This is a genomic window from Gimesia chilikensis (genome assembly GCF_007744075.1).
Classification (GTDB): Bacteria; Planctomycetota; Planctomycetia; order Planctomycetales; family Planctomycetaceae; genus Gimesia; species Gimesia chilikensis_A.
Map to the genome: position 1 here is coordinate 362,778 of NZ_CP036266.1, position 24,589 is coordinate 387,366.

Genomic DNA, 24,589 nt, shown 5'->3' on the forward strand with positions numbered 1-24,589 from the left:
CGTGAGATCGACATGATGTCCGGTATAGTAATCTGGATCACGAGTTAAATCCTCGTGGCATGCTTGTGTACAGTACGTTTGTCAGTGCCGGCAACTCCGGTTTCTGATGAATCTCGCCTGCTGTGACGTCTCAATTGAGAACCTGATATTCTGGAATTGCCCGCTATGAACCACCTGGCATACATTAAGCGTTCCCTGTGCCTGCTGAGTCTTTCGCTCGTCCTGCCTCTGTTTGCGAGCCCCGCTCACGCTGAAAAAGAAAAACCAGCCAAAGCCAAGCCGACCAGTTACCGGGAAATGATTCTGTCGAATCAGCCGACCCTCTATTGGAACTTTGAAGCCTCCCTACCGGAAGGTTATCCCAGTGTCGCGGCTGATAAAAAGCAGCCCTTGAAGGCCCTGGTCCATGGTCAGTCTCCCAAGTCGGCTGCCGGCCCTCGTCCTTCTGAGTTTCCACTGTTTGACAACAAAAACAACGCCGCTCAGTTTAAAGCTGGCGCTGGTTACCTGCGGGTTGTAGACCCGGGGGAAAAGAGTCCGCTGGATTTCACTGCTGGCGACTCCATCACCGTGGAAGCCTGGATCAATCTGAATTCAACAGACGCTGGTCGTCACTACTATATCATTGGTAAAGGTCGCACCAACCGCAAAGGAGTTGCCCGGGACAATCAGAACTATGCACTGCGGGTGACCGGTTCGGAGATCAGCTTCCTGTTCCGTGGCAAGCCCGACAAAAAGGATGTGAAGCCCGACTATCATCGCTGGACTTCCACCGGTGCGGGGATCAGCGCTCACAACTGGCATCATGTCGCAGTGACTTACACTTTCGGCAAAAAGAAAAGTCTGAACGCGTATGTCGACGGTCAGTCGGTCAAAGGTAAATGGGACATGGGCGGCGATACCACCTACGCTCCCGTCGTCGACAATGACGAAGTCTGGATCGGTTCCTCCATGGGAGGTTCGGCCCGCAGTTCGTTTGATGGTTTGATGGACGAGCTGGCCGTGTATCGCAAGGTGCTGCCCGCGAAAGAAATTACCGCACACTTTAAATATGTCACTCCCAAGCCGACCATCGACTGGACTTCAGTTCCCAGCGATCGCGTGCAGGTCGATATTTACGAAGGGATTCCGAACAAGAAGTCCTGGCAGTTCCGTCCGCCTCGTCTCGCGGAGACCTTCACTCAGCCTCACTTCACCCTGATTGAAATTCCCAACCGGTATTCGGAAAAGGGTGTGAAAGTTGATCGTCCTGATCCTTTCCTGGTACGGGCGATGTGCAACCTGACGCTGCCTAAAGGGAAGAAACGAATCCTGGTACGGGCCCGTAATGGATCGCGGTTGTATATTGATGACAAGCTGGTTGCTGAGACCGCTTTTCATAATATTTCCGGCAGTGCTCACGGTACTGTCTTTGATGTTGATCTGAGTCTGGCCCCGAATATTCGTCCGCTGCACCGTGGGGATCATGAAAAAGTGATCGAGTACACGGGAGACGGCAAGCCGCATCGCGTGCGGTTCGAAATGATTGTGGGTGGTTCGCGTCATCGTCCGGACTTCGGTGAAACGGCTGTCTTCATCGGCGATCCCGGTAAAGACTTCCAGCTGCTGACTCCCTCTGACAAAGTTGTCATGCTGACCGATGAGGACTGGCTGCCGTTCGCACGTCAGTACCGTTACGATCAGATTGCCATCAACGCAGAGCGTCGTCAGGCGGCCTCGAAAAAAGAAGCCGAGTACTGGGACTGGCGGCACAAGCTGGCGAAAGAGGAAGTACTCAAGCAGCCTCAGGTCAAAGTGCCTGCAGCAGCGAAAGGTCTGCGGGCCAACAACGCCATCGATCACTTCATTAACCAGCGTCTGTCCAAGGAAAATGCCAAGCAGTCTGCACCGCTGAGCGATCTGGCTTTCCTGCGTCGGCTGTCACTCGATACAACGGGGACAATTCCTGCGCCCGAACTGGTGAAAGAGTACCTGGCACAGAAGCCGGAGAATCGTCGCAGTTTCGCGATCGAGCGACTGCTCAACGATCCCGCCTGGGCTGATAACTGGGTCGGATACTGGCAGGATGTGCTGGCAGAAAATCCGAATATCGTTAACCCGACATTGAACAATACGGGACCATTCCGCTGGTGGATTCACGAATCCTTCTATGATAACAAGCCCTTTGATCGTTTCCTGACCGAACTGGTAATGATGGAAGGCAGTAAATACTTCGGCGGTCCTGCGGGCTTTGAAATGGCTTCGCAGAACGATGCCCCCATGGCGGCCAAAGCGCACATTATCGGTCAGGCCTTTCTCGGCTTGAACATGAAGTGTGCCCGCTGTCACGATGCCCCGTTCCATGATTTCAAACAACGGGATCTGTTCAGCCTGGCGGCCATGCTCAAGCGGTCTCCGCAGGGTGTGCCTAAGACCAGTTCGATTCCCGGGTTCGATCCCAAGTCGAACTCGATGCTCGTTTCGGTGACTCTGCTGCCGGGCGAGAACGTGACGCCGGAATGGACGTTTGAAGAACTGGTCAAGCCCGGTAAATTCCCCGCGAATTATCTGCGCTCCGAAAAAGATACGCGTGAAAAACTGGCGGCGATTATCACGTCTCCTCAGAACGATCGGTTCGCCAATGTGCTTGTGAACCGAGTCTGGAAGCGTTACCTGGGCCACGGTCTGGTGGAACCCGTCGATGACTGGGACGGTCAGGATCCTTCGCATCCTGAGCTACTGAAATACCTGTCCCAGCAGTTTGTGCTGAACGGTTACGACATGAAGCAGCTGGCGCGGATGATTTTCGAATCGGACCTCTACCAGCGCGAAGCGTCGACTGATCTGACCACCGTACAGGGGCTGTTTGATACCACTTACAACTTCTCATCGCCGGTACTGCGACGGATGGAAGCAGAACAGATTGTAGACTCATTGTTCGCGGTCTGTGGTAAGCCACTGGACGCCGGCCGGATGTGTATCGATATCGACGGTTCCCGCGATTACCACAGTTCGCTCGACCTGGGTACGCCGCGTCGGGCCTGGCAGTTTACGTCTCCCTCAAACGAGCGTGACCGGCCCAGCCTGGCACTGCCTTTCGGTCAGCCTTTCATCACGTTGATGAAAACGTTTGGCTGGCGGGATACGCGACAGAGTCCTCAGACGGTTCGCGAATATGCCTCCACAGCTCTGCAGCCGGCGATCCTGGCGAACGGCGTACTGGGGCAGCGGTTTACGCGTCTGTCGGATGACAGTTCCTTCACGGAACTGGCGCTGCAGGAGCAGTCGCTGGAAACTCTGATCAACGAAACGGTAATGAAAACACTCACACGCAAGCCGACGGCCGAAGAGCTCAAACTGTTCACGGAGCTGTTGCAACCCGGTTATGCAGAGCGGGTGAATTCCAGTGCCGAAATCGTGAGCCGCGAACGTCTGCCACGTAACCTGGTAGGCTGGTCGAACCATCTGAGCCCGCGGGCGAATGAAATCAAGGTGGAGCTGGAGGCCGCGGTGAAGAAAGGTGATCCGCCAACGCAGCGTCTGAATGACGACTGGCGGAACCGTTACGAAGATATGCTCTGGTCGTTGTTGAATTCGCCCGAATTTATCTTTGTCCCTTAACGACTACTGCTGATTAGAACGATAAACGAATAACACGCTTTGATCTTTTCAATAAAGAGTGAATCATGAACGAATTTCAGTCAACACGTCGCGATTTCTTAAGACAGGCTTCCGCCACCGGTCTGGCGGCTTCCGCTCTGGGAACTTCCTGGCAGCAGTTACTGGCCTCGGAAAAACATGGTACGAAACCGCACGGTTCCAAAAAACTGGCGATGCCCGTCGGTAAAGCGGAACACTGCATCATGATCTGGCTGGGCGGTGGTTCCTGCCATATCGATACCTGGGATCCCAAACGCAAAGGCGATCCGAAGGCCAAGAAAGCGGGTTCCTATTACGACCCGATTCCGACCGCCATCAAAGGGACCGAGGTCTGTGAGCATCTTTCCAAGTGTGCTCCCATTCTGGACCGGTTCAACATTGTCCGCAGTGTGCACCATGAAGTGATCGACGAGCACGCTGCTGCCACCAACCGGATGCACACGGGGCGTCCCACAACCGGAACGATTACCTATCCGTCTGTCGGGTCTGTCGTCGCTCATCAGCGCGGAGCCGTCAGTGATATCGCTCCCGCTTATGTGCTCATCGGTTATCCTAACGTGACCCGTGGCCCCGGCTTCCTGGGCAGCAAGGCCGGTTATGTCTATCTGACTGACACAAACGCCGGCCCCAGCGGTTTCACCCGTTCTTCACGTGTGAACCAGAGTCGTCAGGATCGTCGTGAACGGCTCCTGACTAAGATGCGAGCCGATTACCGTCAGAAGAGCATTGGCGGACAGACGATTCAGGACTACGATCAATCTGTGGCAGAAGCACTTCGCCTGTCCGGTCCTGAATTCATGAAGGTCTTCCAGCTGGACAACGAAAAGAGCGACCTGCGGAATTCGTACGGCGGCGAATTCGGTCAGCGGTGTCTGCTCTCGCGTCGTCTGATTCAGTCCGGCGTGCGTTTCATCGAAGTCTCTCACAACCTCAACTTTGTGAATGGGACCGGCTGGGATACACACAATGACGGGCAGCTGAATCAGCATCTGCTGATCAAGGAACTCGATTCCGCACTGTCAGCTTTGGTGCTGGACCTCGAACAGCACAAGCTGCTCGACAAAACACTGATTGTCGTGGCTTCCGAGTTCGGTCGTCCGGCCCGCTTCGATTCGGGCGGAGGACGCGGTCACCAGTCGAAAGCTTTCAGTGTTGTGCTGGCCGGCGGTGGTCTGAAGAACGGGATGACCATTGGCGAAACCAACGAACTGGGCGAAGAAATCGTTTCCCGCCCTGTCTCCGTACCCGATCTGCACGCGACAATTTACGCCAGCCTGGGCATTGATCCTTCTGAAGAACTCTACGCAGGCGACCGTCCGGTGCCGATCACCGACATGGGCGATCCTGTACGCGAGCTGTTCGGTTAAGCGTCAGCTGGCTTGAAAACAGTAACAGCGAGTTGTCACCCAAGGGATGGCAACTCGCTTTTTTTTGTACATGAGAAATGAATTATGACAGCAGACTGATCAGTTCATTTTTCCACAGTGATTTTCGCAGCTGGTAATGCCTGTTTGAGAAGGTTCAGATTGGTGTCTGTGATGTCGGTTCGAATTAAGCGTATCTCTTTCAGCGTTTTCATTTCTGATAGTCGATTCACCCCTGCATCAGTAAACGGGACATCAAAAATCCAGAGTATTTTCAAACTGTCGAAGTACTGCAACGTGTTCAAGATTGCCTGTTCAGAGTTTGACGGACTTCCCAGCAATAGTTCCTGTAGTTCGGGAAACGCCTGGAGTTGATCTAAGCTGGCATCGTCAATTTCTGTCAGATGAATCTGAAGTGTGATCAGCTTATTCAAGGTTGATAAGCCGTCTAATGCCTGACCCGTGATTGAAGTTTCAGCAAGCGAGAGCCGGGTTAATTTCGGGTATTGTACGATATCTTTGATGATTTCATCATTCAGGCTGCGGTTATTATTGAGGTACAAAGCATTCAGCTGGAATTGATCATTTAATGCTGCGATTCCCTGACTGGTGATTTTTGTGTCAGCCAGATAGAGGTTTTGCAGATCGTCAAACTGATTGATGGTTGCGATACTCTTGTTCGTGATCGGATTCGCATTGAGCAAAATCGACTGCACGGAAGTCAGTGGTAAAATATTGGGAAGTGTTGCATCTGTGACTTCACACTTGCTGAGAATGATGGTGGTGACTTCAAAGGGTTCTGATGGTAAGTCTGTGACGCGTTCTATGGTTTGACCATTGCTTGTTCTGATTCCCCCACCTACTGAAAAAATCCACTCAATTGCTGCTGCTTTAGTAGTTGCGCTGGGCACTGGTTGCGGGGGCGTGGTCGGGCTGTCTGTTTTGACGGTGGGCGTTTCAGGCGTTTGGGGTTGGTGCTCTGCGTTGATTGGTTGCGCTCGCAGGACTTTCTTTTCCTCTTCGGAGCGTGGTTTCTGGTAGGCAAACCACGCCATGATGAGAAAACCTACCAGAATGACGGACGTAATAGCCAGATAACGCTCCAGCAGCCCACTACCTTCTCCCGCTGGCTGATTGGAATCGGGATCGAGATTGTGTCCACTCTGATTACGTTTCTGTTTACGGACAGCCCGCGTGACCTGCTGATCATATACTTCGCGGAGTTCGGGACTCAGCAGGGTCAATTCCGCTTCATCGATTTCATACAGGAGTTGATTTGCAACTTTACGATGTGGACCGTGAAGATTCTCTTCGATGATAGATCGTTGCCTTTGTGCGGCTGTTTCGATAACTTCGCGATCCGTTTCTTTCGTGGAAATCCCCAGGAGCTGGTAGTAATGTGGTGGTTGTTGTTCCGGGGGGATTCCCAGCCATTTATGATATGCGTCGAAAGACATGCGAAAGACCTGAAGAGTAAGTATTAATCAACTGGAAGTGTTTATCTTCTTATTTCGGGGCGGGTGAGTAGGCTGACCAGGCAACTGTTCATATGTTGTTGTCGGATTGTAAGGCTGCTTACAGGGAGAGTCAATAAGGAGTGAATCAATCGACCGTACCTCAACAGATTCCACCTCTTGAGTCAGATTCAAGACGAAAACTCATTTGAGACAGACTGGAATTCAGGAAGTAGAAGTGTATCCTTGGGGCAGGAGCATTAACCGCTGGAATTCCATAGAAGGTCTGTTGCATGTCTACCCGGCCCACTCACCATTACCTGATCGTCGTGGCTGTGATTCTGTTTATCGGAATCCTGGCTTTGTTTCTGACCCTCCAGCCGGGAGGTGGTCCGGTGGGAAGTGGACCCATTTCATACGACGAAGCGCAGCAACTCTTGCGGCTCAAAAATGAGGGGATCGCTTACCTCGAAAACGAGCGTTACGCCGAGAGTGACCCCCTGCTGGAGCGGCTGACCGAAGAACTGCCTGGCGATGTGATCGGCTTTCAGAATCTGACGATCTGTCGGCTGCTGCAACTGACTCCCGAAAAACTGGTCGATCATCAGTCGGGGAAACAGCTGGCTGACCAGGCGCAGGCAACGGTAGCGCAGTTGATCAAGATTGCTCCTGAATCGAGTGCCAGCTATGTCCTTTCAGCCCGCATTCAACTGGCGCTGGGAAATGAGCCCAAGGCGGAAGAGGCATTGCAACAGGCGCTGGAAAAAAGTCCCGAGTCTGCAGCGATCTGGTTTGAGTTGTCCCAGTTGCAGAAACAGAACGTGAAGCCCGAGCAACAGGCGCTGGCGAATGCGTCTTTGAAGCGTGCGTGGGAACTGCAGCCGGACAACCTGTTTCTGGCGATCGATTATCTGCAGGTCGCCGCTGTGGAGAAGTCAGAGCAGGCGAAAGCCGTCTTCGAACAGGTCAAACAGCTGGCTGCGCCGCTGGCGGAAAGCGTGAAAGATCATACCCGGCTGGATTTGAATGAGGTCATCAAGGCGTCTCTGCAGGCGATCACAGACGGGAAATGGAATCTCGTCACCCGTAATGCCCGCGTGCTCAGAAATGTGTTAATCGCCGAGGATCTGGTCAAAAGCGATCGCCGTCGGGTTGAACAGAATCCGCTTGAATTTGTGATCCCCGATTTTCCGCCTGCTTTTTATGCGGCTGTCGAGTGGCCCGCTCAGGAGAAACCGCTGTCGGTGAAGTTTGCCGAACCCCGGGCGATTGAGTTCAATGAAGACGTGTCGGCTGACATCAGGGATCTCAAGATCGCGGATTTCGACCTCGATGGTAAACCCGATCTGATCCTGCTGACGGCGGAGCGGGTGCAGGTATTTCAACAGGGAGAGGACGGCCGCTGGTCAGTGATGACCTCTGCAGCAGCGGAGGGGGGCTTCCGTGAAATTCATGCCGTCGATCTGGATGGCGATGTGCAGCAGTTCGCTCCATCGCCGGCTGGTGAGAAAAAAGAGGAGCCCCAGACAATCGCCGCTATCTCGCCGGCCCGGGATGCCGATCTCGATCTGGTGCTGGTAGGAAAAGCCGGGATTCGCGTCCTGGAAAATCAGGTAGATGATAAAAAAGGAATACGAAAACTGGTTCACCGACCGCAGGCCGATTCCCTGGATACATTGTCCGATGTGCTGACGGTGAATTTTTCTGACCTGGATCACGATGGCGATCTGGACCTGGTTGCTTCAACCGGGATGGGGATTTCGCTCTGGTCGAATCGGGGGAATCTGTCATTTCAGGATATCAGTACCAATTCCCAGCTGCCGCCTGCGGATCTGGCGGCAACTTCGATTGTGCGCGTGGACTGGGACCGCGATGTCGATCTGGATCTGATTCTCTGCAGCAGAACGACCCGGCAGGCAGGATACCTCGAAAACCTGCGACATGGTCGCTTTCGCTGGCGGACATTTTCCCAAGTTGAATCAGAGAACGGCCCCACGGCCAATCAGTTTGAAGAGTGCGTACTGACCGACTTTGACCGGAACGGTTCCTGGGATCTGGTGGGCTTGCAGCGTCAGGCTCTGGTGCTGGCGGGAACCCGGTTGCTGGGGACAGGAGAAGTGCAGGTTGATTCGGTACAGCAGATCCGGGAGATGAAACTGCCTGATATTCAGGGCACCCTATTACAGACAGGAGATCTGAATAATGATGGCGTGCTGGATGTGCTGGCGTCAGGCGGAAACGGCTTACAGTTGTTGTTAGGGACGGCCGAGCATCGAACCGAACAGACCGCTTATGTGACCGACGAAGCGATTATCAGTGCGGAGCCGATCCAACTGTTCCGCGTAGCGGATCTGAACCAGGATGGCAGCCTGGATGTGATTACTGTTGAAGCAGGGGAAGTGATGTTCCTGCAGAATCAGGGGAACGATAATCACTGGATCGATGTCTCACTCCGTGCGGAGCAGGTCAAAGGGGAGGTGAAGTCCGCCAGTGGTCGCGTTAATCATTATGGTGTGGGCAGTCTGGTGGAACTCCGCAGCGGTGCGATTTATCAACCGCAGATTGTGGCGGGACAGTCGACGCATTTCGGACTGGGAAAACAGTCGGTCGCGGAGGCGATCCGTGTGTTGTGGACGAATGGGATTCCAGTCAACATCATTAATGCGAAAACTGATCAGCGGTTTTACGAGAAGCAGACCCTGATGGGGTCCTGTCCCTATCTTTATACCTGGGACGGAGAGCAGTTCACGTTTTATACAGATCTGTTGTGGGCGGCGCCGATTGGCTTGCAGTTCGGAAAAGGGATCGTGGCTCCGAGTCGTGACTGGGAATTTCTCAAGATTGAGGGCGACCGGCTTCAGGAGAAAGAGGGTTACTATGAACTGCGGATTACGGAAGAGCTCTGGGAGGCGGGTTACTTCGACCTGATTGAACTGACGGCCGTCGATCATCCGGCGGAGGTGGAGATCTTTTCCAATGAAAAGGTGGGGCCACCCGATCTGGCTGCATTCAAGATTCATGCGGCGCGCGAAACACAAACACCGGTCGGGGCCGTCAATCATCGCGGACGGGATGTCCTGCCGGAGATACGAGACGTAGATGACGTGTATGCGAAGACGTTCGACGAAAAGCACCGTCAGGGTTTAACCGAAGTGCATACGCTCGAACTGGATTTGAATACCGCAGCGGTGAAGCAAGCGAAAACGCCACGCATCAAGCTGTTCCTGACAGGCTGGCTGTATCCAACGGACACGGGGATTAACCTGGCGCTCGATGAGAATCCTGCGCTGCCTTCGCCACGACCTCCATCACTGGCAGTGCCGGATAACAGCGGTGGCTGGAAAACGATCCAGCCGTTTATGGGTTTTCCGGGTGGCAAGACGAAAACGATTGTTGTGGACCTGGCAGATCAGTTTCTGACGGATGACTATCGCGTACGGATTGAAACCAACATGGAATTCTACTGGGACCAGATCTTTTTCACGGTCGACGAGAGTCCGGCTGAGTTCATGACACACGTCTGTCCCCTCGAAACTGTGGACTTACAGCACCGGGGTTTTTCAACGCCGATCATCCACCCGGGGAATGGTCCCGAGCGGTACGATTATCAGAAGCTCACTGAGCAGATTCAGTGGCCGCCGATGCAGGGGGGCTTTACCCGTTATGGGGATGTGAAACCGCTTGTGGAAAAAGCAGACAACCGACTGGTGATTCTCGGGGCCGGTGATGAGATGCGGCTGCGATTTCGCGTTCCCGCTGGTCCCCCGCGTCCGGGCTGGAAGCGGGACTTCATTCTGCATAATGTGGGTTGGGACAAGGATGCGAACCTGCATACGATTCTGGGCCAAGCGGTGGAACCGCTGCCATTCCGGGAGATGCGCAGCTATCCGTATCCGACCGAGGAATATCCTGAGGGATCTGTACTCAAGTCTGATCGGGAGCAGTACCATACCCGTCGGCAGGACAGTGCCGCTTTCTGGAAACACTTGTCCCGTCCCTGAAGTTTTCAGAAGTGCATTTGCCCGCGGCCTGCGGTAAGATACGAACTGAACTTCATTTTTATTCAAGCAGGTATTGATTCACGATGCAGATTTTCGTTCAGACGTTTTCCTTACTACTGCTGTTACTGGTCTCCACTCACGCTGGTCTCGCAGCAGAGATGTCATATCCACTCTCCGTTGTCGCAGCTGAGAAAGGTCCCGTTTATGTCGCGGACCGCAAGCTGCCTGGTATCTGGAGTATTCAGGACGGGAAAGTCAGCGAATTTTTCAAAGGCTCCAAGGTGTTTCGGACACCGCTGAATGCGGTGCGGTGCGTGACCCTGGATGACCAGGGACGTGTGCTGGCAGGCGATTCCTCGACACGCGAAGTCTACCGGTTTGCTAAAGCGGACGCAAAGCCCGAAGCCCTCACTAAAGGGGGAATTGGTATCCCGATGGACGTAGTGGTGACCAAAGCCGGCGACCTGCTGGTCTCCGACCTGGAACTGCATCGAATCTGGAAGGTGCCTGCAGCAGGTGGTAAGCCGACGCTGTTTGCGGAAGTCAGTGCACCGCGAGGCCTGGCTCTGGATCAGGAAGAGAACCTGTGGGTTGTTTCAGGAACAGCAGACCAGTTGCTGAAAGTGACTCCGGATGGGAAAGTCAGCATCGTCGTGAAAGGGCGCCCGTTCAATTTTCCTCACGATGTCGTCGTTCTGGATGATGGCACAGCCGTAGTCAGCGATGGTTACGAAAAGGCGCTCTGGAAAGTGACGCCCGATGGCAAGGCTGAAAAATGGGTCTCTGGTGAACCTTTCAAGAATCCAGTCGGGATTGCGGTGCAGGGAAAGAATGTGCTGGTCGCTGACCCGTATGCGAAAACCGTATTCTCTGTGGATCCGGAAAAGCAGGTCACGGACCTGGTTAAGAAACAGGACTGAGCTCACTCTGATTGAGCTGACCTGGATCCCTTGTTCCACCAGATGGAAAACCATTCGCCCTGATCGACCTGGTCTGTTTCGCGGGCTTCGAAGTTACCCACGGCCAGGTCGGGCTTGCCATCGCCGTCAAAGTCGCCTGCGGTAATCACCGGATGCTGTCCCCGGGAATAATCGAGCGGGTGAGGCACAAACTGGCCGGGTTTCGTCTGTTCGTACCAGACGATTGTGTTGCGACGTTGATCGTAGTTCCAGGTCATGGTACAGGCGGCGAGATCGATGTCGCCATCCTGGTCAAAGTCGCCATGGGTGACGCCATACGCGCCTGTGAGTGGGGCGAGGTGATGTGGCTTGAACGGAAAGCGACCCTGGTTTTCCAGCCATTGCACGGAGTGACTGGGACGCAGCTCGAAGCTGTCCATCGTGTCGCCGTTGGTATAGAGCAGATCCAGATCCCCGTCCTGATCGAGGTCCACCAGGTCGATGCACGATGAGCCGTAGGCGGGGTCGGGGGCCTGGAAGATGGTTTCGGTGCGAAACTGGCCTTGTCCCTGGTTGAGAAAAGCGACGATGGTTTCATGTTCCTGCGAGAAGAGGGCGACAAAGTCGGGCAGGCCGTCCTGGTTCCAGTCGGTGATCAGCACATGGCTGGCGCCGTGGCGGGGATCGAGTACCTGCAACCGATATTTGAGATCGTCTGTTGCTGGCGAGACATTTTCCAGATAGAGCAGACGTCCAGTTTTGTGCCAGCCAAACTCGGCGACGATCAGGTCAAGATCTCCGTCGGCATCGAAGTCGGCAGCTTTGGCGTCAGCAACCCGTCCCAGTCCTGCCTGGAGTGACTGCTGTCGATAACTGTCTGATTGCGGATCGAAGAGCAGGGCTTCGACGGAGCCCCGGTCGTGGTCTTCCGGCCCGAAACTGCCCAGGTCGGCGATGAGGTAATCGTCGTGCTGGTCTCCGTTGAGGTCGATGCGTTCAATGTGAGCCGGATGGTGTAGTTTGGCCAGCGGTTCGAATAAGGGCTGTCTCTCTGAAAAGCGGATGCGACCGACACGTCCGGAACCCAGATCGGTGAGCAGCAGTTCGTGAGGTGTCTTGCCAGCGACCCAGTTGAGATTCGAAACGCCGGGCAGGGGATCGTCGTCGAGACGGGGAAAGGGTTGCCGCTGAAAATCAACCGGGCCGGGGGCGAGGTTCTCGATTTGTGAAGGCAGCTCATGTTGTTCGGGCGCCAGCGCCTCAAAGTAACGGATGACTTCGGGCATCGGCGGGACGCGCAGGCTCTGATTGGGGGACTGTTCGTAGTGCGCGTATTCGCGGGGAATCTGCATCCGCCAGGCAGCTTTGGTCAGCACACCCGGATCGGGACAGGCATGACAGTGGCCACAGAAATTTTGGATTTCCGTTTCAAATTCCGTGTGCCGTGTCTCTGTCGTGAAGGTGTCCTCGGGAGGCGAGGACGATTCCTGTTTCCCGCACGCCATGAGCAGTGCGAGAAACAGAAAACAATAACTGCGGGCCGGCATTACTGTGCCTGCTCCTGCTGTTCCAGAATCGGTCGCAGTGCTTCTTCAAAGGCGTCGGCCTGACGGAAGAAGCCCAGGTCGGTGGGGTGAGAACTGTCGACGGTACCTTCAAAATCATCGCCGAGTAGATTGTCTCCTTCCAGGTAATAGAGGTTTTTGACGCCTTCTTTTTTGAGCTGCTCGTAGCCCGCTTTGAGTGCTGCGCGGCTGGTACGGTGCCGTTCCTGACTGCTCGGTTTGAGATAAGCGTTGGTGTAGGTCCGGTCTTCGACCAGCAGGATTGGCGTTTCGGGATGCGCGGCCCGCAGCGTTTTGACGAGAGGGACCGTCTCTTTTTTGACGGTATCAGCGGTGACGTTGGGGAGGCAGTCCATGATGAAGACGCTGGCATCGAGCTCGGCTACGAGTTTAGCGACTTCCGGTTCCATGCGGCCGTTCCCCGAGAAGCCGAGATTGATCACCGGGCGATCGAGACGGCGACCGAGGATCGCGGTGTGGACCATTCCAGTGCGTGAGGCACAGCCTCCCTGAGTGATGGACGTTCCCCAGAACACCAGCGGTTTATCTTTGCCTGCTTCGCGAGCGGGTGCTTTCCAGAGCTGACTGGATTCAGGAATGCCAATCTCCACCGATTTGACACCGTTATACAGGGGCAGGTAGAGCATGTATTCCCGTTTGCCGGGGATGATACCTGTAACCAGCGTGGCGGTTGTTGTCTGCTGAGCAGGACGACCAACGCCGAGCCAGCGCCATTTACCCGATTCGGTTTTGACATAGAGGTCCAGGCCGCTGACGCCGGTGGCTGCCATGTGGTTCATGGCCAGCGAAGCGGAAGTGAGCGTCCATCTGGCTTTGATCGTGGTCGCATCGGTGACGAAGCGAACGGCCATGCCGGCGGAGTGTTTGGAGAGTGACCAGACCGGAGGACGGACGACGCCTTTGGCTTTTTGGGGCAGGCGATCGTAAAAGCTTTCCGTGTCGGTCCAGCCTTTGCCTTCCACATCCAGGTTCTGGATATCAAACCAGTGGGTTTTGTCTTTTTCGTCCGTGGTAAAATCAGTTAACGGCTGATCGGCGGCCTGCAGGATTGTTGCCGATGCCAGCAGACAGACCAGGGAAAAGACGCGCAGCCAGATGGTTCGTTGATTCACTCTCATTGCTGTTCCTGTTTATGCTCTTAGATGCGTAAAAGATGGTTGTTGTTTCACCATCTTAACAGGAGCCAGCGGGAAAAAGAAAGCGGGGGTCGAACGATTGCCGGTTAGAATTCGCCGATGACTTCGCCGTTCATCCGGGTACCCAGTGCCCTCCAGATTTCCAGCGAGATGTTTTCACTGATCGTGCGGACGGACCCATCGACGAGCACCGCGTTCACAACCCCTGTATGGAAACTGCGGGAGGTGATAATCGCGTAGGTGGGGGAACCGGCGGATCCGTTCTTCCCTTCCTGCCAGGAGTTGAAATCGGCGTCGTACTCAGTGCCGCCACTGGTGTAAGGAACGTAGGTGTTGGGATTCATGGTCACGGTAAATCCGGTGTGGTGCACTCGCCCATCGGGCCATTCGGTGTGCCCGGTATTGGTTTTAAAGTCGGCTCCTGAAGCTACGATGGTGGCCGCTTCGGAAGCCGTGCCGGGAATGGTTGTCGTCGATGGACCGCCGTTGCGGGTGTAGGGCTGCCAGCCTTTGACTTCGGCTGCGAGCAGTGTGTTACTGGTACCGTCGGTGAAGCTGGCCATGGTCAGGCTGGCGTTCGGATAAAAGGCGCCGTTGCCGCTGCTGCCGTTCGTGGGATCAAAGACGAACCAGGTTCCGTAGTTAAATCCGTAGTTGGTGGGATAGAGTTTAACTTTTCCGCCACCGGGGTCACGGACTCTGTCACTGTTGGGATCACTGGGGCAGGCGTAGACGGGAATTTTCAGTCCATCAATGGCGGCCTGGAAGTCCCAGGCGGTCGAGAGATCGACATTGTCGTAGAGGTTGCCTTGTTCCAGCATGGGGAGAATCCGACCATGCACGCCCCAGGAACCATTGTTGCCTGTGGAAGTCACGGCAAGATCGACACTGGCGCCGGGAGGCAGATAGCGATAGCTGCTGACATAATTATGGATCGCGAGCCCCAGCTGTTTCAGGTGATTCTTGCATTGGGTACGACGCGCGGCTTCCCGGGCCTGTTGAACGGCGGGTAAGAGAAGGGCAATCAGGATCGCGATGATGGCGATCACCACTAGAAGTTCGATCAGGGTAAATCCACGGCGGGGACGCATAACGGTGTTTCCAGCTTACTTTGTACGGCGGGTAGTGAGAAGCACAATTCTATGGATGAACTGCAGGCAAAGAATATACCAAAGCCTTGTATTTCACTGACTTTGCTGCAAGTCCAGGTGTTTGAGCGTGAATAAAATGGCTGAAGCAGGAAGAGGTGTCGCACTGAGCGACACCGGAGTCGTTTCAAGCGACATTGCGATTGGTGAATTCTGGCACCGAGCGGGGCCCCGGTTCTAAAAAACGAGGTTGTCAGAGTGGTTTCAAAGTATTTTATGATCCCTGTTTCTTCTAAAATGGGAGGAAACTCTCAACTCTGATTTTACATGTGCAGGAAAGTTCCCGTTATGCGCTGGCCGTTACGGTACCAGATTTTGATTCCGATGGTCGGCATCATGGTGTGCGCGATTGTGGGTGTGACTTTATTGCATGCCTGGCTGGCGACGCATCAGATCAAGGTACAGGTGCGGGATCAGTTTCGGCAGATTGCGCATACGTTGAACGATGCGACATTTCCGCTGACCGTGGCGGTGTTAAACCAGACGAAAGGATTGTCGGGAGCCGACTTTGTTCTTGTGGGGGCGGAAGACCAGGTGCTCTCGTCCACGCGTCCCGACTTTACTCCCGCTCCTATACAGGGGACGCCTCCCAGCTGGGATGAGCTACAGATTTCGGACGTGATTGAAGCCGGGGATGCTCCTTTTTTTCATTCCGTGGTGAAACTGCAACCCCGGATACCAGGGGCAGGCGTACGTTACCTGCATATTTACTATCCGGTACGTCAGTATCGTGAGGCGATTGCCAATGCCGTTTATCCGTCGTTGATTGCCGGAAGTATTGCGCTGATTGTAGTCGCGATTCTGGCAACGGTGATCGCTGCCCGTGTGACACGGCCGTTACAGCGTCTGGACCGTAAAGTGGTACAGATTGCCCGGGGAGATTTCCAGCCGATGATCCTGCCGGAACGCGATGATGAAATTCGCGACTTGAGTACCTCGATCAACCAGATGGCGGAACTGCTGGGGGATTACGAAGACGAAGTCAAACGTAGTGAGCGGCTGAAAACACTGGGGCAGTTGCGGGGGGCGATTGCTCACCAGCTCCGGAATGCGGTGACCGGGTGCCGGATTGCGCTGGATCTGTATCTCCGTAAATCCCCCGAATACCAGGAAGACGAAACGCTGCAGGTTGCGAACCGTCAGCTGTGTATGATCGAGCAATACCTGCAGAGCTTTCTGGAGAACAAGGGGGGGCACTTCTCCAGTTTTGAGCCGGTCTGCCTGAATGAGCTGGTGGCGCGGGTGGTCAGTCTGGTGGATCCGACGGCGCGGCATGTGGGCATCGCTTTGAAGGATGAAACCGGTTCTGAGCCTCTCGTAGTGGAAGGGGACGCGGAATCGCTGGAGCAGTTGATTTCCAATCTGGCGCTCAATGCGATCGAAGCTGCGGTTGCTGTGCAGGAAGCGCAGGGCATCTCGGGAGAGGTTTGCGTCAGGTTATTCCCAACAGGGGAAGAGTCTGTTACTTTGGAAGTGTCTGATACGGGCCCCGGACCGGAGTCGTCGATCGTAAATAAAATGTTTGAACCGCTGGTGACCGCCAAACGTGACGGGACCGGCCTGGGTTTATTTGTGGCCAGAGAGATCGTGCAGAATCACGGCGGCGAGATCCTCTGGGAACGGCGTGAGGAGCGTACCTGTTTCATGGTCGAGTTGCCTCTGGTGCAGACGGAGAAAGCGTGTGTCGAAACTATTGATCGTTGATGATGAAGAATCCATCTGCTGGGGGCTGAGCCAGTTGGGCGAAAGCCACGGCCACGAGGTGATGATGGCTTCAACAGCCGAACAGGCATTGAGCCTGGCGGAGAAAGACCGCCCCGATGTGGTGGTGATGGATGTGCGTCTGCCCGGCATGGATGGGCTGACGGCGATGCAGGGACTTTACGAGCGGATTGGTCCAGTGCCTGTGATTGTGATTACCGCCTATGGTGATCTGCAGACCGCTGTGGAAGCGGTGCGAAACGGAGCGTTTGACTATATCGTAAAACCATTTGATCTGGCTCAGATGGAGCAGGTGCTGGAGAAAGCGGTCAAGGAAGCGGGACGCGAAGAGCTGCAACCGGGTGAACCGCGACAGCTGGAAGGGCTTGTGGGTTCAACACCTGAGATGCAGCTGGTCTTCAAGTCAATCGCGCTGGTGGCGGCTTCGGATGCGAGTGTGATGCTCACGGGAGAAAGCGGGACCGGTAAGGAAGTGGCGGCGCAGGCGATTCACCGCTTCAGCGATCGTGCTTCGGGACCGTTTGTCGCCGTGAATATTGCTTCGCTCAGTGAGAGCCTGGCGGAGAGTGAACTGTTCGGTCATGTGCCGGGGGCGTTTACCGGCGCGGAGTCGGGGCGGATGGGTTTTCTGGAACAGGCCAACGGAGGTACGCTGTTCCTGGATGAAGTGGCCGACATCCCGCTGTCGATTCAGATCAAACTGCTGCGGGCCCTGGAAGAAGGTGAAGTACTGCCCGTGGGTTCGACGCAGCGCGTGAAGACGAATTTCCGTGTGATCACCGCTTCGCATCGGAACCTGGAATCGCTGATCAAGCGGGGCAAGTTCCGCCACGATCTTTATTTCCGCCTGTGTACGTTTGAGATCGACATTCCCCCCTTGCGGAAGCGGGTGGGAGATATTCGTCTGCTGGCCGAGTTCTTTCTGGAACGCTTTGTGGATCGGCAGACGGGGATGCAGCATCGGCTCACCGCAGAGACGATTACCGAACTGGAGCGTCGGCCCTGGTATGGCAATGTGCGCGAGTTACGCAATGCGATCGAACACGCAGCCTTACGGGCGCGGGGCGGAACGATTCTTCCCGAAGATCTGCCTGCGCCGGTATCGCAGTCCTTTCTGGGTCTGGATGAGTCTCAAGCCGGTTCGGATGCGGAGATCAACGAGCTGCTCAAGCAGTGGGCCGAACAGCAGTTTCTAGATCCGGAATCTGCGGCCGGGATTTATGAGAAACTGCTCACCCTGGTTGAGCCGCCGGTGATGGAAGTGGCTTTGGAAAAATTTCATGGGCAATGTGCGCCCGCGGCCCGCTGTCTGGGCTTGCATCGGACTACCCTGAGTAAGAAACTGAAACAGTACGACATTGAAAACAGCTGACACTGAAATCCTGAGGTGAACCTGCATGAGACTGATGACGCGCTCCCTGATTCTGCTGGCTTTGATCTTAGTGGCTGGTCCCGGTTTGCAACTGAGGGCTGCCGAGAAATCCAAACCGCTCAACTTCGTCTTCATTCTGGTGGACGATCTGGGCTACATGGATGTGGGCTGCAATAACCCGGATACCTTTTACGAAACGCCACACATTAACCGGCTCGCGAAGTCCGGCATGCGGTTCACCAATGGTTACGCTGCGAATCCGGTCTGCAGTCCCACGCGATACAGCATCATGACGGGTAAATATCCAACCCGCGTGGATGCGACGAATTTCTTTTCCGGGAAACGTGCGGGTAAGTTTCTGCCGGCTCCCCTCAATGACCGGATGCCTCTGGATGAAGTGACGATTGCCGAAGCACTCAAGGAGCACGGATACTCCACGTTCTTTGCAGGGAAGTGGCATCTGGGACCGAGTGAAGAGTTCTGGCCGGAGAAACAGGGTTTTGACGTCAACAAGGGAGGCTGGTCGCGCGGCGGTCCTTATGGAGGCAAGCGATACTTCTCGCCTTATGGTAATCCGCGGTTGAGTGATGGTCCGGATGGCGAGCATCTGCCCGATCGTCTGGCGACGGAGACGGCGGAGTTTATCGACGCGCATCGCGAGCAGCCGTTCTTTGCGTATCTCGCTTTCTATTCGGTGCATACCCCGTTGATGGGACCCAATGCACTGGTCAAGAAATACAAAGAGAAGGCGCAGCGACTGGGGCTGGAAGGCAAAGTCGAATTTGTTGACGAGGAACAGGTCTTCCCCACAGACCAGAAGCGAAAGGTGCGGATTCTGCAGAAGCATGCCGTGTATGCGGCGATGGTGGAATCGATGGACCGGGCCGTGGGGAAAGTTCTGCAGCAACTGGAGGCATCTGGCGTGGCGGATAATACCGTGGTGATGCTGACGGCCGATAACGGGGGTCTGAGCACCTCGGAAGGATCGCCGACTTCCAATCTGCCTCTGCGGGGCGGTAAGGGCTGGTTATATGAAGGAGGGATTCGCGAGGTCTTTCTGATTCGTTGGCCGGGAGGGGGAAAGCCGGGAAGTGTCTGTGACGAGCCTGTCATTACTACCGATTTCTACCCGACAATTCTGGATCTGGCCGGGTTGCCTTTAAAGCCGGAACAGCATCTGGATGGTGTGAGTCTGAAACCATTCCTGCAGGGCGAAGAACCTCTGAAGCGGGAAGCGTTGTTCTGGCATTACCCGCATTATTCCAATCAGGGCGGGATACCCGGTGGTGCAATCCGGATGGATGACTGGAAACTGATCGAGCGTTTTGAAGATGGACAGGCCCACCTTTACAATCTGAAAACCGATGTGGGAGAGAAACAGGACCTGGCAGCGGCAGAGCCGGAACGTGTGAAAGAGATGCGTCGTCGATTGCACCAGTGGTACACCGAAACCGATGCGAAGTTTCTACAGGCCAAGCCCGGGGGACCGGAGCCCTGGCGTCCCGAAAAATAAAAACGTTGGAGAGGGAGCCGTTCCTGAGCGGGGCCACAGTGAGGCGCGGTATCCTGTATTGTAACTGTTTGATAAGGGGTTCATGAAAAATTCAAATTTGACCGAACTGGTTGGGAATTCTTGATATGTAGTCCTTTTATTTCCCTCGGATCTGCTATAATCGAGCTGTCACCCGACGTCAGTGATATCGCATCTACTTTTCGATGTCTCCGTTGAATTCTGCATTTCCCCGATCAAACTCTAATGATGATTGAGATAGTCGTATGGCACAGTCCACGCTGCCGGAACAGAGCGAAAAATACGTTCAGAAGCTAAACCTGTTGAGAGACAATCTGAGCGGCGTGATCCGGGGCAAATCTGAGAGCATCGACATGATGATGGTCGCGCTGCTTTCCAACGGTTCTGTGCTGATGGAAGATGTGCCCGGGACTGGAAAGACGACGCTGGCCAAAGCACTGGCCCGTTCGCTGGATGTTCCTTTCAATCGTGTGCAGTTTACGCCCGACCTGCTGCCGACCGATATCCTGGGATCATCAATCTATAACCCGGTAGACGGTACTTTTCATTTTCGCCAGGGGCCGATCTTCTGTAATATTCTGCTGGCTGATGAAATTAACCGGGCATCGCCCCGTACGCAGTCCGCGCTGCTGGAAGCGATGAGCGAATCGCAGGCGACGATCGAAGGCGTCCGGTATGAACTGCCTTCCCCGTTCTTTGTGCTGGCGACGCAGAACCCCGTTGATTTCCACGGAACCTATCCACTGCCGGAAGCGCAGCTGGACCGCTTTCTAATTCATCTGCAACTGGGATACCCGGATGCGGAAAATGAAATGGAGATCCTGTTCGCCCAGTCGACAGAGCACCCGGTCGATCATCTGGAGCGGGTGTTGAACCACGAAGAAGTGGTTCGGATGCAGGAGCAGGTCAAGACGGTGCATGTCGAACAGAGTGTTGCCCGCTACATGATTGATCTGGTCCAGGCGACGAGAAACGATCCGCGGTTGAAGCTGGGCGTGAGCCCCCGTGGTTCTCTGATGTTGTTTCGGGCGTCCCAGGCGATTGCCTATCTGAAATCGAGAACCTACGTGCTGCCGGATGATGTGCAGCAGATGGCAGACTATGTGCTGGCGCATCGTCTGATTCTGACATCGAAAGCAAAATACAGCAGTATCACCAAAATGGATGTGGTGTCCGATATTGTCAGCAAAGTGAAAGTTCCAAACTAACCGGGAAACACGTTACCAGAGTATTCCTCTGCCGGAGCGGGAGTGTTGCTGATTCCTGCGATGGCAGTCCAGTCATGTTGAATCCGTTATGCACGTCTCGGAATACGATCCTTATTCGCCCACGATTCGCAAGAAAGACTCGTTCACCAACCGGCTGCTGCTGGTGCGGATGCACAAGCATTACTGGTATTACCGGGTGACTTATCCCGGAAAGGTGTTACTGTTCGGTTTCTTCCTGTCGGGCATTGGTACGATTTCAGTGTCGGTGCCGATTTATAATCTCTTCAGTATTCTGATGGCATTGATCCTGGTAGACGGGCTCGCTTCCTGGTTTTTTCGTCCCCGCTGTGAACTTGAGGGGGACTTCCCCTCACAGACGACGGCCGGACAGCCAGCGGTGGGACACTTTACAGTGACGAATCGGGGTTGGCTGCCCGTGTATGATATGGCGGTCGCTTTCCGCTGGCTGGAGAAGCCACTGGCCCAGATCGACCGGGATGATACTTTGAATTACCTGCCCAAAGGCGAATCGGCCGAGGTGACTGTTACCATCGACGCACCGCAGCGGGGCTTTTATGCATTACCCAAGCTGGGCGTACACACGCTGTTTCCTTTTCATCTGAACCGGTCGGGGAGTGCAGCACTGCCGGGGAAATCGCTACTGGTGCTGCCTGCGTTTCATAAGCTGACGAGTGTGGATTTACCGGTGGGGAGCAAGTTTCAGCCGGGCGGAATTGCGTTGACATCCAACGTGGGGGAATCTCCCGAGTATGTGGGCAACCGCGAATATGTGCCGGGTGAACCGGCGCGGCGACTCGACTTTCGCTCCTGGGCGCGACTCGGTAAACCGGTGGTTCGCGAATACCAGGAAGAATATTACTGTCGCATCGCGCTGATTCTGGATACCTATATGCCGACGGAACCCTGGCTGAAGCGGAAGTGGAAATCACTGGGGCAGCGGACCGGGTTGGGAACTCCCACCGCGGAGACGACGAATGTGCTGGAAGCGGGGATCAGCCTGACGGCATCGATAGCGGATGCACTGGCGCGGGGTGAGTATCTGATCGACCTGTTTGCGGCGGGACCGGAGTTGTATGTGTTTCGAGCCGGTCGGCATACGGCCCATTTTGATAATGTGCTGGAGATTCTCTCCTGCGTCGATCGTTGTCCCGACGATCCATTCGAGACGATCGGACCTGCGGTATTTGAAGAGCTGTCGAATGTCTCGACGGCGGTCTGCCTGTTCCTGGACTGGGATCATCAGCGGGAAAAGATGGCGCGGGCGGTACTCGATTCCGGCGCGAGTCTGAAGACGATTATCATTCATGACGGTCCGACAACGGTGCCTTACAACGCAGACGAATTCGGCGAAGCATATCATTTCACACCTGAAGAGATCGCACGCGGAAAGGTGGAAACGATATGAATGCGCAGCGGACGATTGCTTTCACGATGCTCAGCCTGGAATGTGCGACGTTTTCGATTCTCTCGGAGACGCTGTTTTTCTCCTTCAGCATCATCGTGCTGGCGGCGCTGTCGTATTTCTCCGTATTGCGTTACTCGTTTTCCAAACGGCAGGTATTCTGGGTTACCAGCGCTCTAGCGGTGCTGTTTATTGTGAAGTACATGCTCTATCAGCATGATTTTACCCTCGACCGGCTGGCGATTCGCACACCGCTGGCCTACGCGGCGGCACAGTTCGTGATGACGGTGCAGTTGCGGCAGCTGTTTGACAGTCACTTCGAACCGTTTCTGCCAGCCTCATTTCCACTGCTGGGAGTGATCGTTTTCATTCTGACCGGCGATATCCTCGTGTATGGATCGAAGGGGCTCTACTACCAGGTGCTGGTTTTCAGCTATGCACTGCTGACGGGCGTTTATTTCCAGATCGGACATGCGGCACGTAAACCTCGAGAAACCGAACGCTCTCTCTGGTCCGTCTATGTCATTCGAGCCGGGTTGTTTGCAACGATCTGGCTGCTGGGCTGGCTGACAGCCACGGGTATGGACCGCTACGAACGGGAACTGGATCAGCTGTATTACCGGCTGATTGAACCCCGCACAGCCGGTATCGCTTCGCGGGCCGGGTTCTCGACCATTTCCCGGCTGGGAAGCATGACGTCTCACTTTGACCAGGGAGCCGATCAGATCCGGTTACGGGTCAAGTCGACCGATGAGCCGGGCTATTTCCGCGGTCGGGCATTCGTCCAGTTTCTGAATTCGGAATGGCATTCGGAAGTGGGGAGTCATAATGTCCCGATCATTGCGATGCCTCCGGCGGGGGTGCGGGCCAGTGTTCCCGATGATGGTACCTGGTTTCTACTGGGGCAGGCGAAGTCACCCAACTGGATTGAGTACCAGGTCTGGTCCCAGGATCCGGGTCATATCTTTGCACCGCTGAATACGCCGCTTGTGTACGCCTTCGCTGACAGTATTCAGTTCGACAGCCAGGAAGTGCTGACTTCGCGGACGATGGCCAGTGGCTTTCCTTATTCGGTCTTTTATCCCCGTCAGCTGCTGCCACAGCGTCCCGAACACGATGCAGCGCTGCAGCGGTTGTTGCAGTTGCCGGATGAGATCGACCCCGCAATCAAGCAACTGGCGGAAGATGTGTTCGCGGGCTGTGAAACTTCCGAGGCAAAGATCCAGCGGGTGCAGGCTTACTTCCAGAACAACTATGAGTATGAACTGGGAATTAACGTACCGTACGGAGAAGACCCGTTGACCTACTTCCTGCGGGAGAAGCCGGCGGCCCATTGTGAATACTTCGCTTCGGGGACGGCTCTGTTGCTCAGACTTGCGGGCGTGCCCTGTCGTTACGTTACGGGATATGTGGTTCGCGAACGGAATGCCTATGATCAGTTCTGGGTCGCTCGTAGCCGTCATGCGCATGCGTGGGTGGAAGCCTGGGATGATAATCGGGGCTGGGTGACTGTCGAATCGACGCCGTTCGCCGGGCAGCCGGAGTTCGAAACACCTGGTTCGGCACGTCAATACTGGGAATCGTTTATGGGACAGTTCTCCCGTCTCAAGATGGCTCTGCAACAGGGGCAGTGGATCCTGGCGATGTCGGAAGCCCAGTTGCCTCTGCTGCTGCTGGTGGGTGGTGTGGTACTGTGGTTCCTGGTGCGATGGGGGTTGCATCTGGTCCTGCGACAGCTGAAAACGCGTGCGGAGTTTCGCGAGAATCCTTTACATATTCAGGAGTTACATCGCCTGCTGTCTCAGATGGATCGTCTGCTGGCCCGCAAACGTCTGGTTCGTGAGCCTGGGGAAACGTTGATGCAGTTTTCCCGTCGGATTCAGAATCAGGAGATCTCCCACTGGTATCAAACCTATGCCAGCAGCCGGTTTATGCCGGAAAATGAGTCGCTGCAGGAGCAGATCAGCCAACTGCGGTCGCAGCTGCAGGAAATCCGCAGTCGGAAAGCCTCTGTCTGACCGGGAAAGCGGCAGATTTTGCCTGTAAAAACGGGGTTGGCAGACTGCGAGCTCCGGGCTAGAATCCGCCCCTCATCTCTCAAATCTC

The 24,589-nt window shown here is 55.1% G+C and carries 14 protein-coding genes; 10 read left to right on the forward strand and 4 right to left on the reverse strand.

Features of this window, described 5'->3' with window-relative positions:
• The first annotated feature begins 165 nt into the window (after window positions 1-165).
• Entirely contained in the window at window positions 166-3,600 is a 3,435-nt protein-coding gene (locus HG66A1_RS01475; RefSeq protein ID WP_145180172.1) for a DUF1553 domain-containing protein, read from the forward strand.
• A gap of 65 nt (window positions 3,601-3,665) precedes the next feature.
• Window positions 3,666-5,006 (forward strand): DUF1501 domain-containing protein, encoded by a 1,341-nt coding sequence (locus HG66A1_RS01480; RefSeq protein ID WP_145035847.1) that lies wholly within the window; start codon window positions 3,666-3,668, stop codon window positions 5,004-5,006.
• A 104-nt stretch (window positions 5,007-5,110) separates the two neighbouring features.
• On the opposite strand, the gene HG66A1_RS01485 is transcribed toward HG66A1_RS01480, so the two are convergent.
• Window positions 5,111-6,460 (reverse strand): hypothetical protein, encoded by a 1,350-nt coding sequence (locus HG66A1_RS01485; protein ID WP_145180174.1) that lies wholly within the window; start codon window positions 6,458-6,460, stop codon window positions 5,111-5,113.
• A gap of 290 nt (window positions 6,461-6,750) precedes the next feature.
• Here HG66A1_RS01485 and HG66A1_RS01490 point away from each other — a divergent pair, with 290 nt between their 5' ends.
• Window positions 6,751-10,458: an FG-GAP-like repeat-containing protein gene (locus tag HG66A1_RS01490; RefSeq protein ID WP_145180176.1), complete on the forward strand. Its 3,708-nt coding sequence runs from the start codon at window positions 6,751-6,753 to the stop codon at window positions 10,456-10,458.
• 83 nt (window positions 10,459-10,541) lie between these two features.
• Complete coding sequence (locus tag HG66A1_RS01495; protein ID WP_145180178.1) at window positions 10,542-11,378, forward strand: hypothetical protein; 837 nt, start codon at window positions 10,542-10,544, stop codon at window positions 11,376-11,378.
• A gap of 2 nt (window positions 11,379-11,380) precedes the next feature.
• On the opposite strand, the gene HG66A1_RS01500 is transcribed toward HG66A1_RS01495, so the two are convergent.
• The 3 genes from HG66A1_RS01500 to HG66A1_RS01510 all read right to left on the reverse strand — a co-directional run bounded on the left by HG66A1_RS01500 (window position 11,381) and on the right by HG66A1_RS01510 (window position 15,170).
• Window positions 11,381-12,904 carry an FG-GAP-like repeat-containing protein gene (locus HG66A1_RS01500; protein ID WP_145180180.1) on the reverse strand — a complete coding sequence of 508 codons (1,524 nt, stop codon included), beginning with the start codon at window positions 12,902-12,904 and terminating at the stop codon, window positions 11,381-11,383.
• On the reverse strand, window positions 12,904-14,061 hold the full coding sequence (locus HG66A1_RS01505; protein ID WP_145180182.1) for an SGNH/GDSL hydrolase family protein: 1,158 nt from the start codon (window positions 14,059-14,061) through the stop codon (window positions 12,904-12,906). Before HG66A1_RS01505 ends, HG66A1_RS01500 begins: the two co-directional genes overlap by 1 nt.
• A 104-nt stretch (window positions 14,062-14,165) precedes the next feature.
• Window positions 14,166-15,170 (reverse strand): DUF1559 domain-containing protein, encoded by a 1,005-nt coding sequence (locus HG66A1_RS01510; RefSeq protein WP_145180184.1) that lies wholly within the window; start codon window positions 15,168-15,170, stop codon window positions 14,166-14,168.
• 345 nt (window positions 15,171-15,515) lie between these two features.
• Between HG66A1_RS01510 and HG66A1_RS01515 the strand changes: the two genes are divergently transcribed.
• From HG66A1_RS01515 to HG66A1_RS01540, 6 genes are all read left to right on the forward strand, one after another.
• A complete protein-coding gene (locus tag HG66A1_RS01515) occupies window positions 15,516-16,931 on the forward strand; it encodes a sensor histidine kinase (RefSeq protein WP_197996939.1) in 1,416 nt (471 codons plus the stop codon).
• The gene (locus HG66A1_RS01520) at window positions 16,909-18,321 is read left to right on the forward strand and encodes a sigma-54-dependent transcriptional regulator (protein ID WP_145180188.1); all 1,413 of its coding nucleotides are present in this window, start codon (window positions 16,909-16,911) and stop codon (window positions 18,319-18,321) included. The genes HG66A1_RS01515 and HG66A1_RS01520 overlap by 23 nt, the downstream gene beginning before the upstream one ends.
• Window positions 18,322-18,355: 34 nt before the next feature.
• On the forward strand, window positions 18,356-19,834 hold the full coding sequence (locus HG66A1_RS01525; protein WP_409999492.1) for a sulfatase: 1,479 nt from the start codon (window positions 18,356-18,358) through the stop codon (window positions 19,832-19,834).
• Between the two features lie 263 nt (window positions 19,835-20,097).
• Window positions 20,098-21,060 (forward strand): AAA family ATPase, encoded by a 963-nt coding sequence (locus HG66A1_RS01530; protein ID WP_145180192.1) that lies wholly within the window; start codon window positions 20,098-20,100, stop codon window positions 21,058-21,060.
• An 88-nt stretch (window positions 21,061-21,148) separates the two neighbouring features.
• Window positions 21,149-22,486, forward strand: a complete 1,338-nt coding sequence (locus HG66A1_RS01535; protein ID WP_145180194.1) for a DUF58 domain-containing protein — start codon at window positions 21,149-21,151, stop codon at window positions 22,484-22,486.
• Entirely contained in the window at window positions 22,483-24,501 is a 2,019-nt protein-coding gene (locus HG66A1_RS01540; RefSeq protein ID WP_145180196.1) for a transglutaminase-like domain-containing protein, read from the forward strand. Before HG66A1_RS01535 ends, HG66A1_RS01540 begins: the two co-directional genes overlap by 4 nt.
• Window positions 24,502-24,589 lie beyond the last annotated feature (88 nt).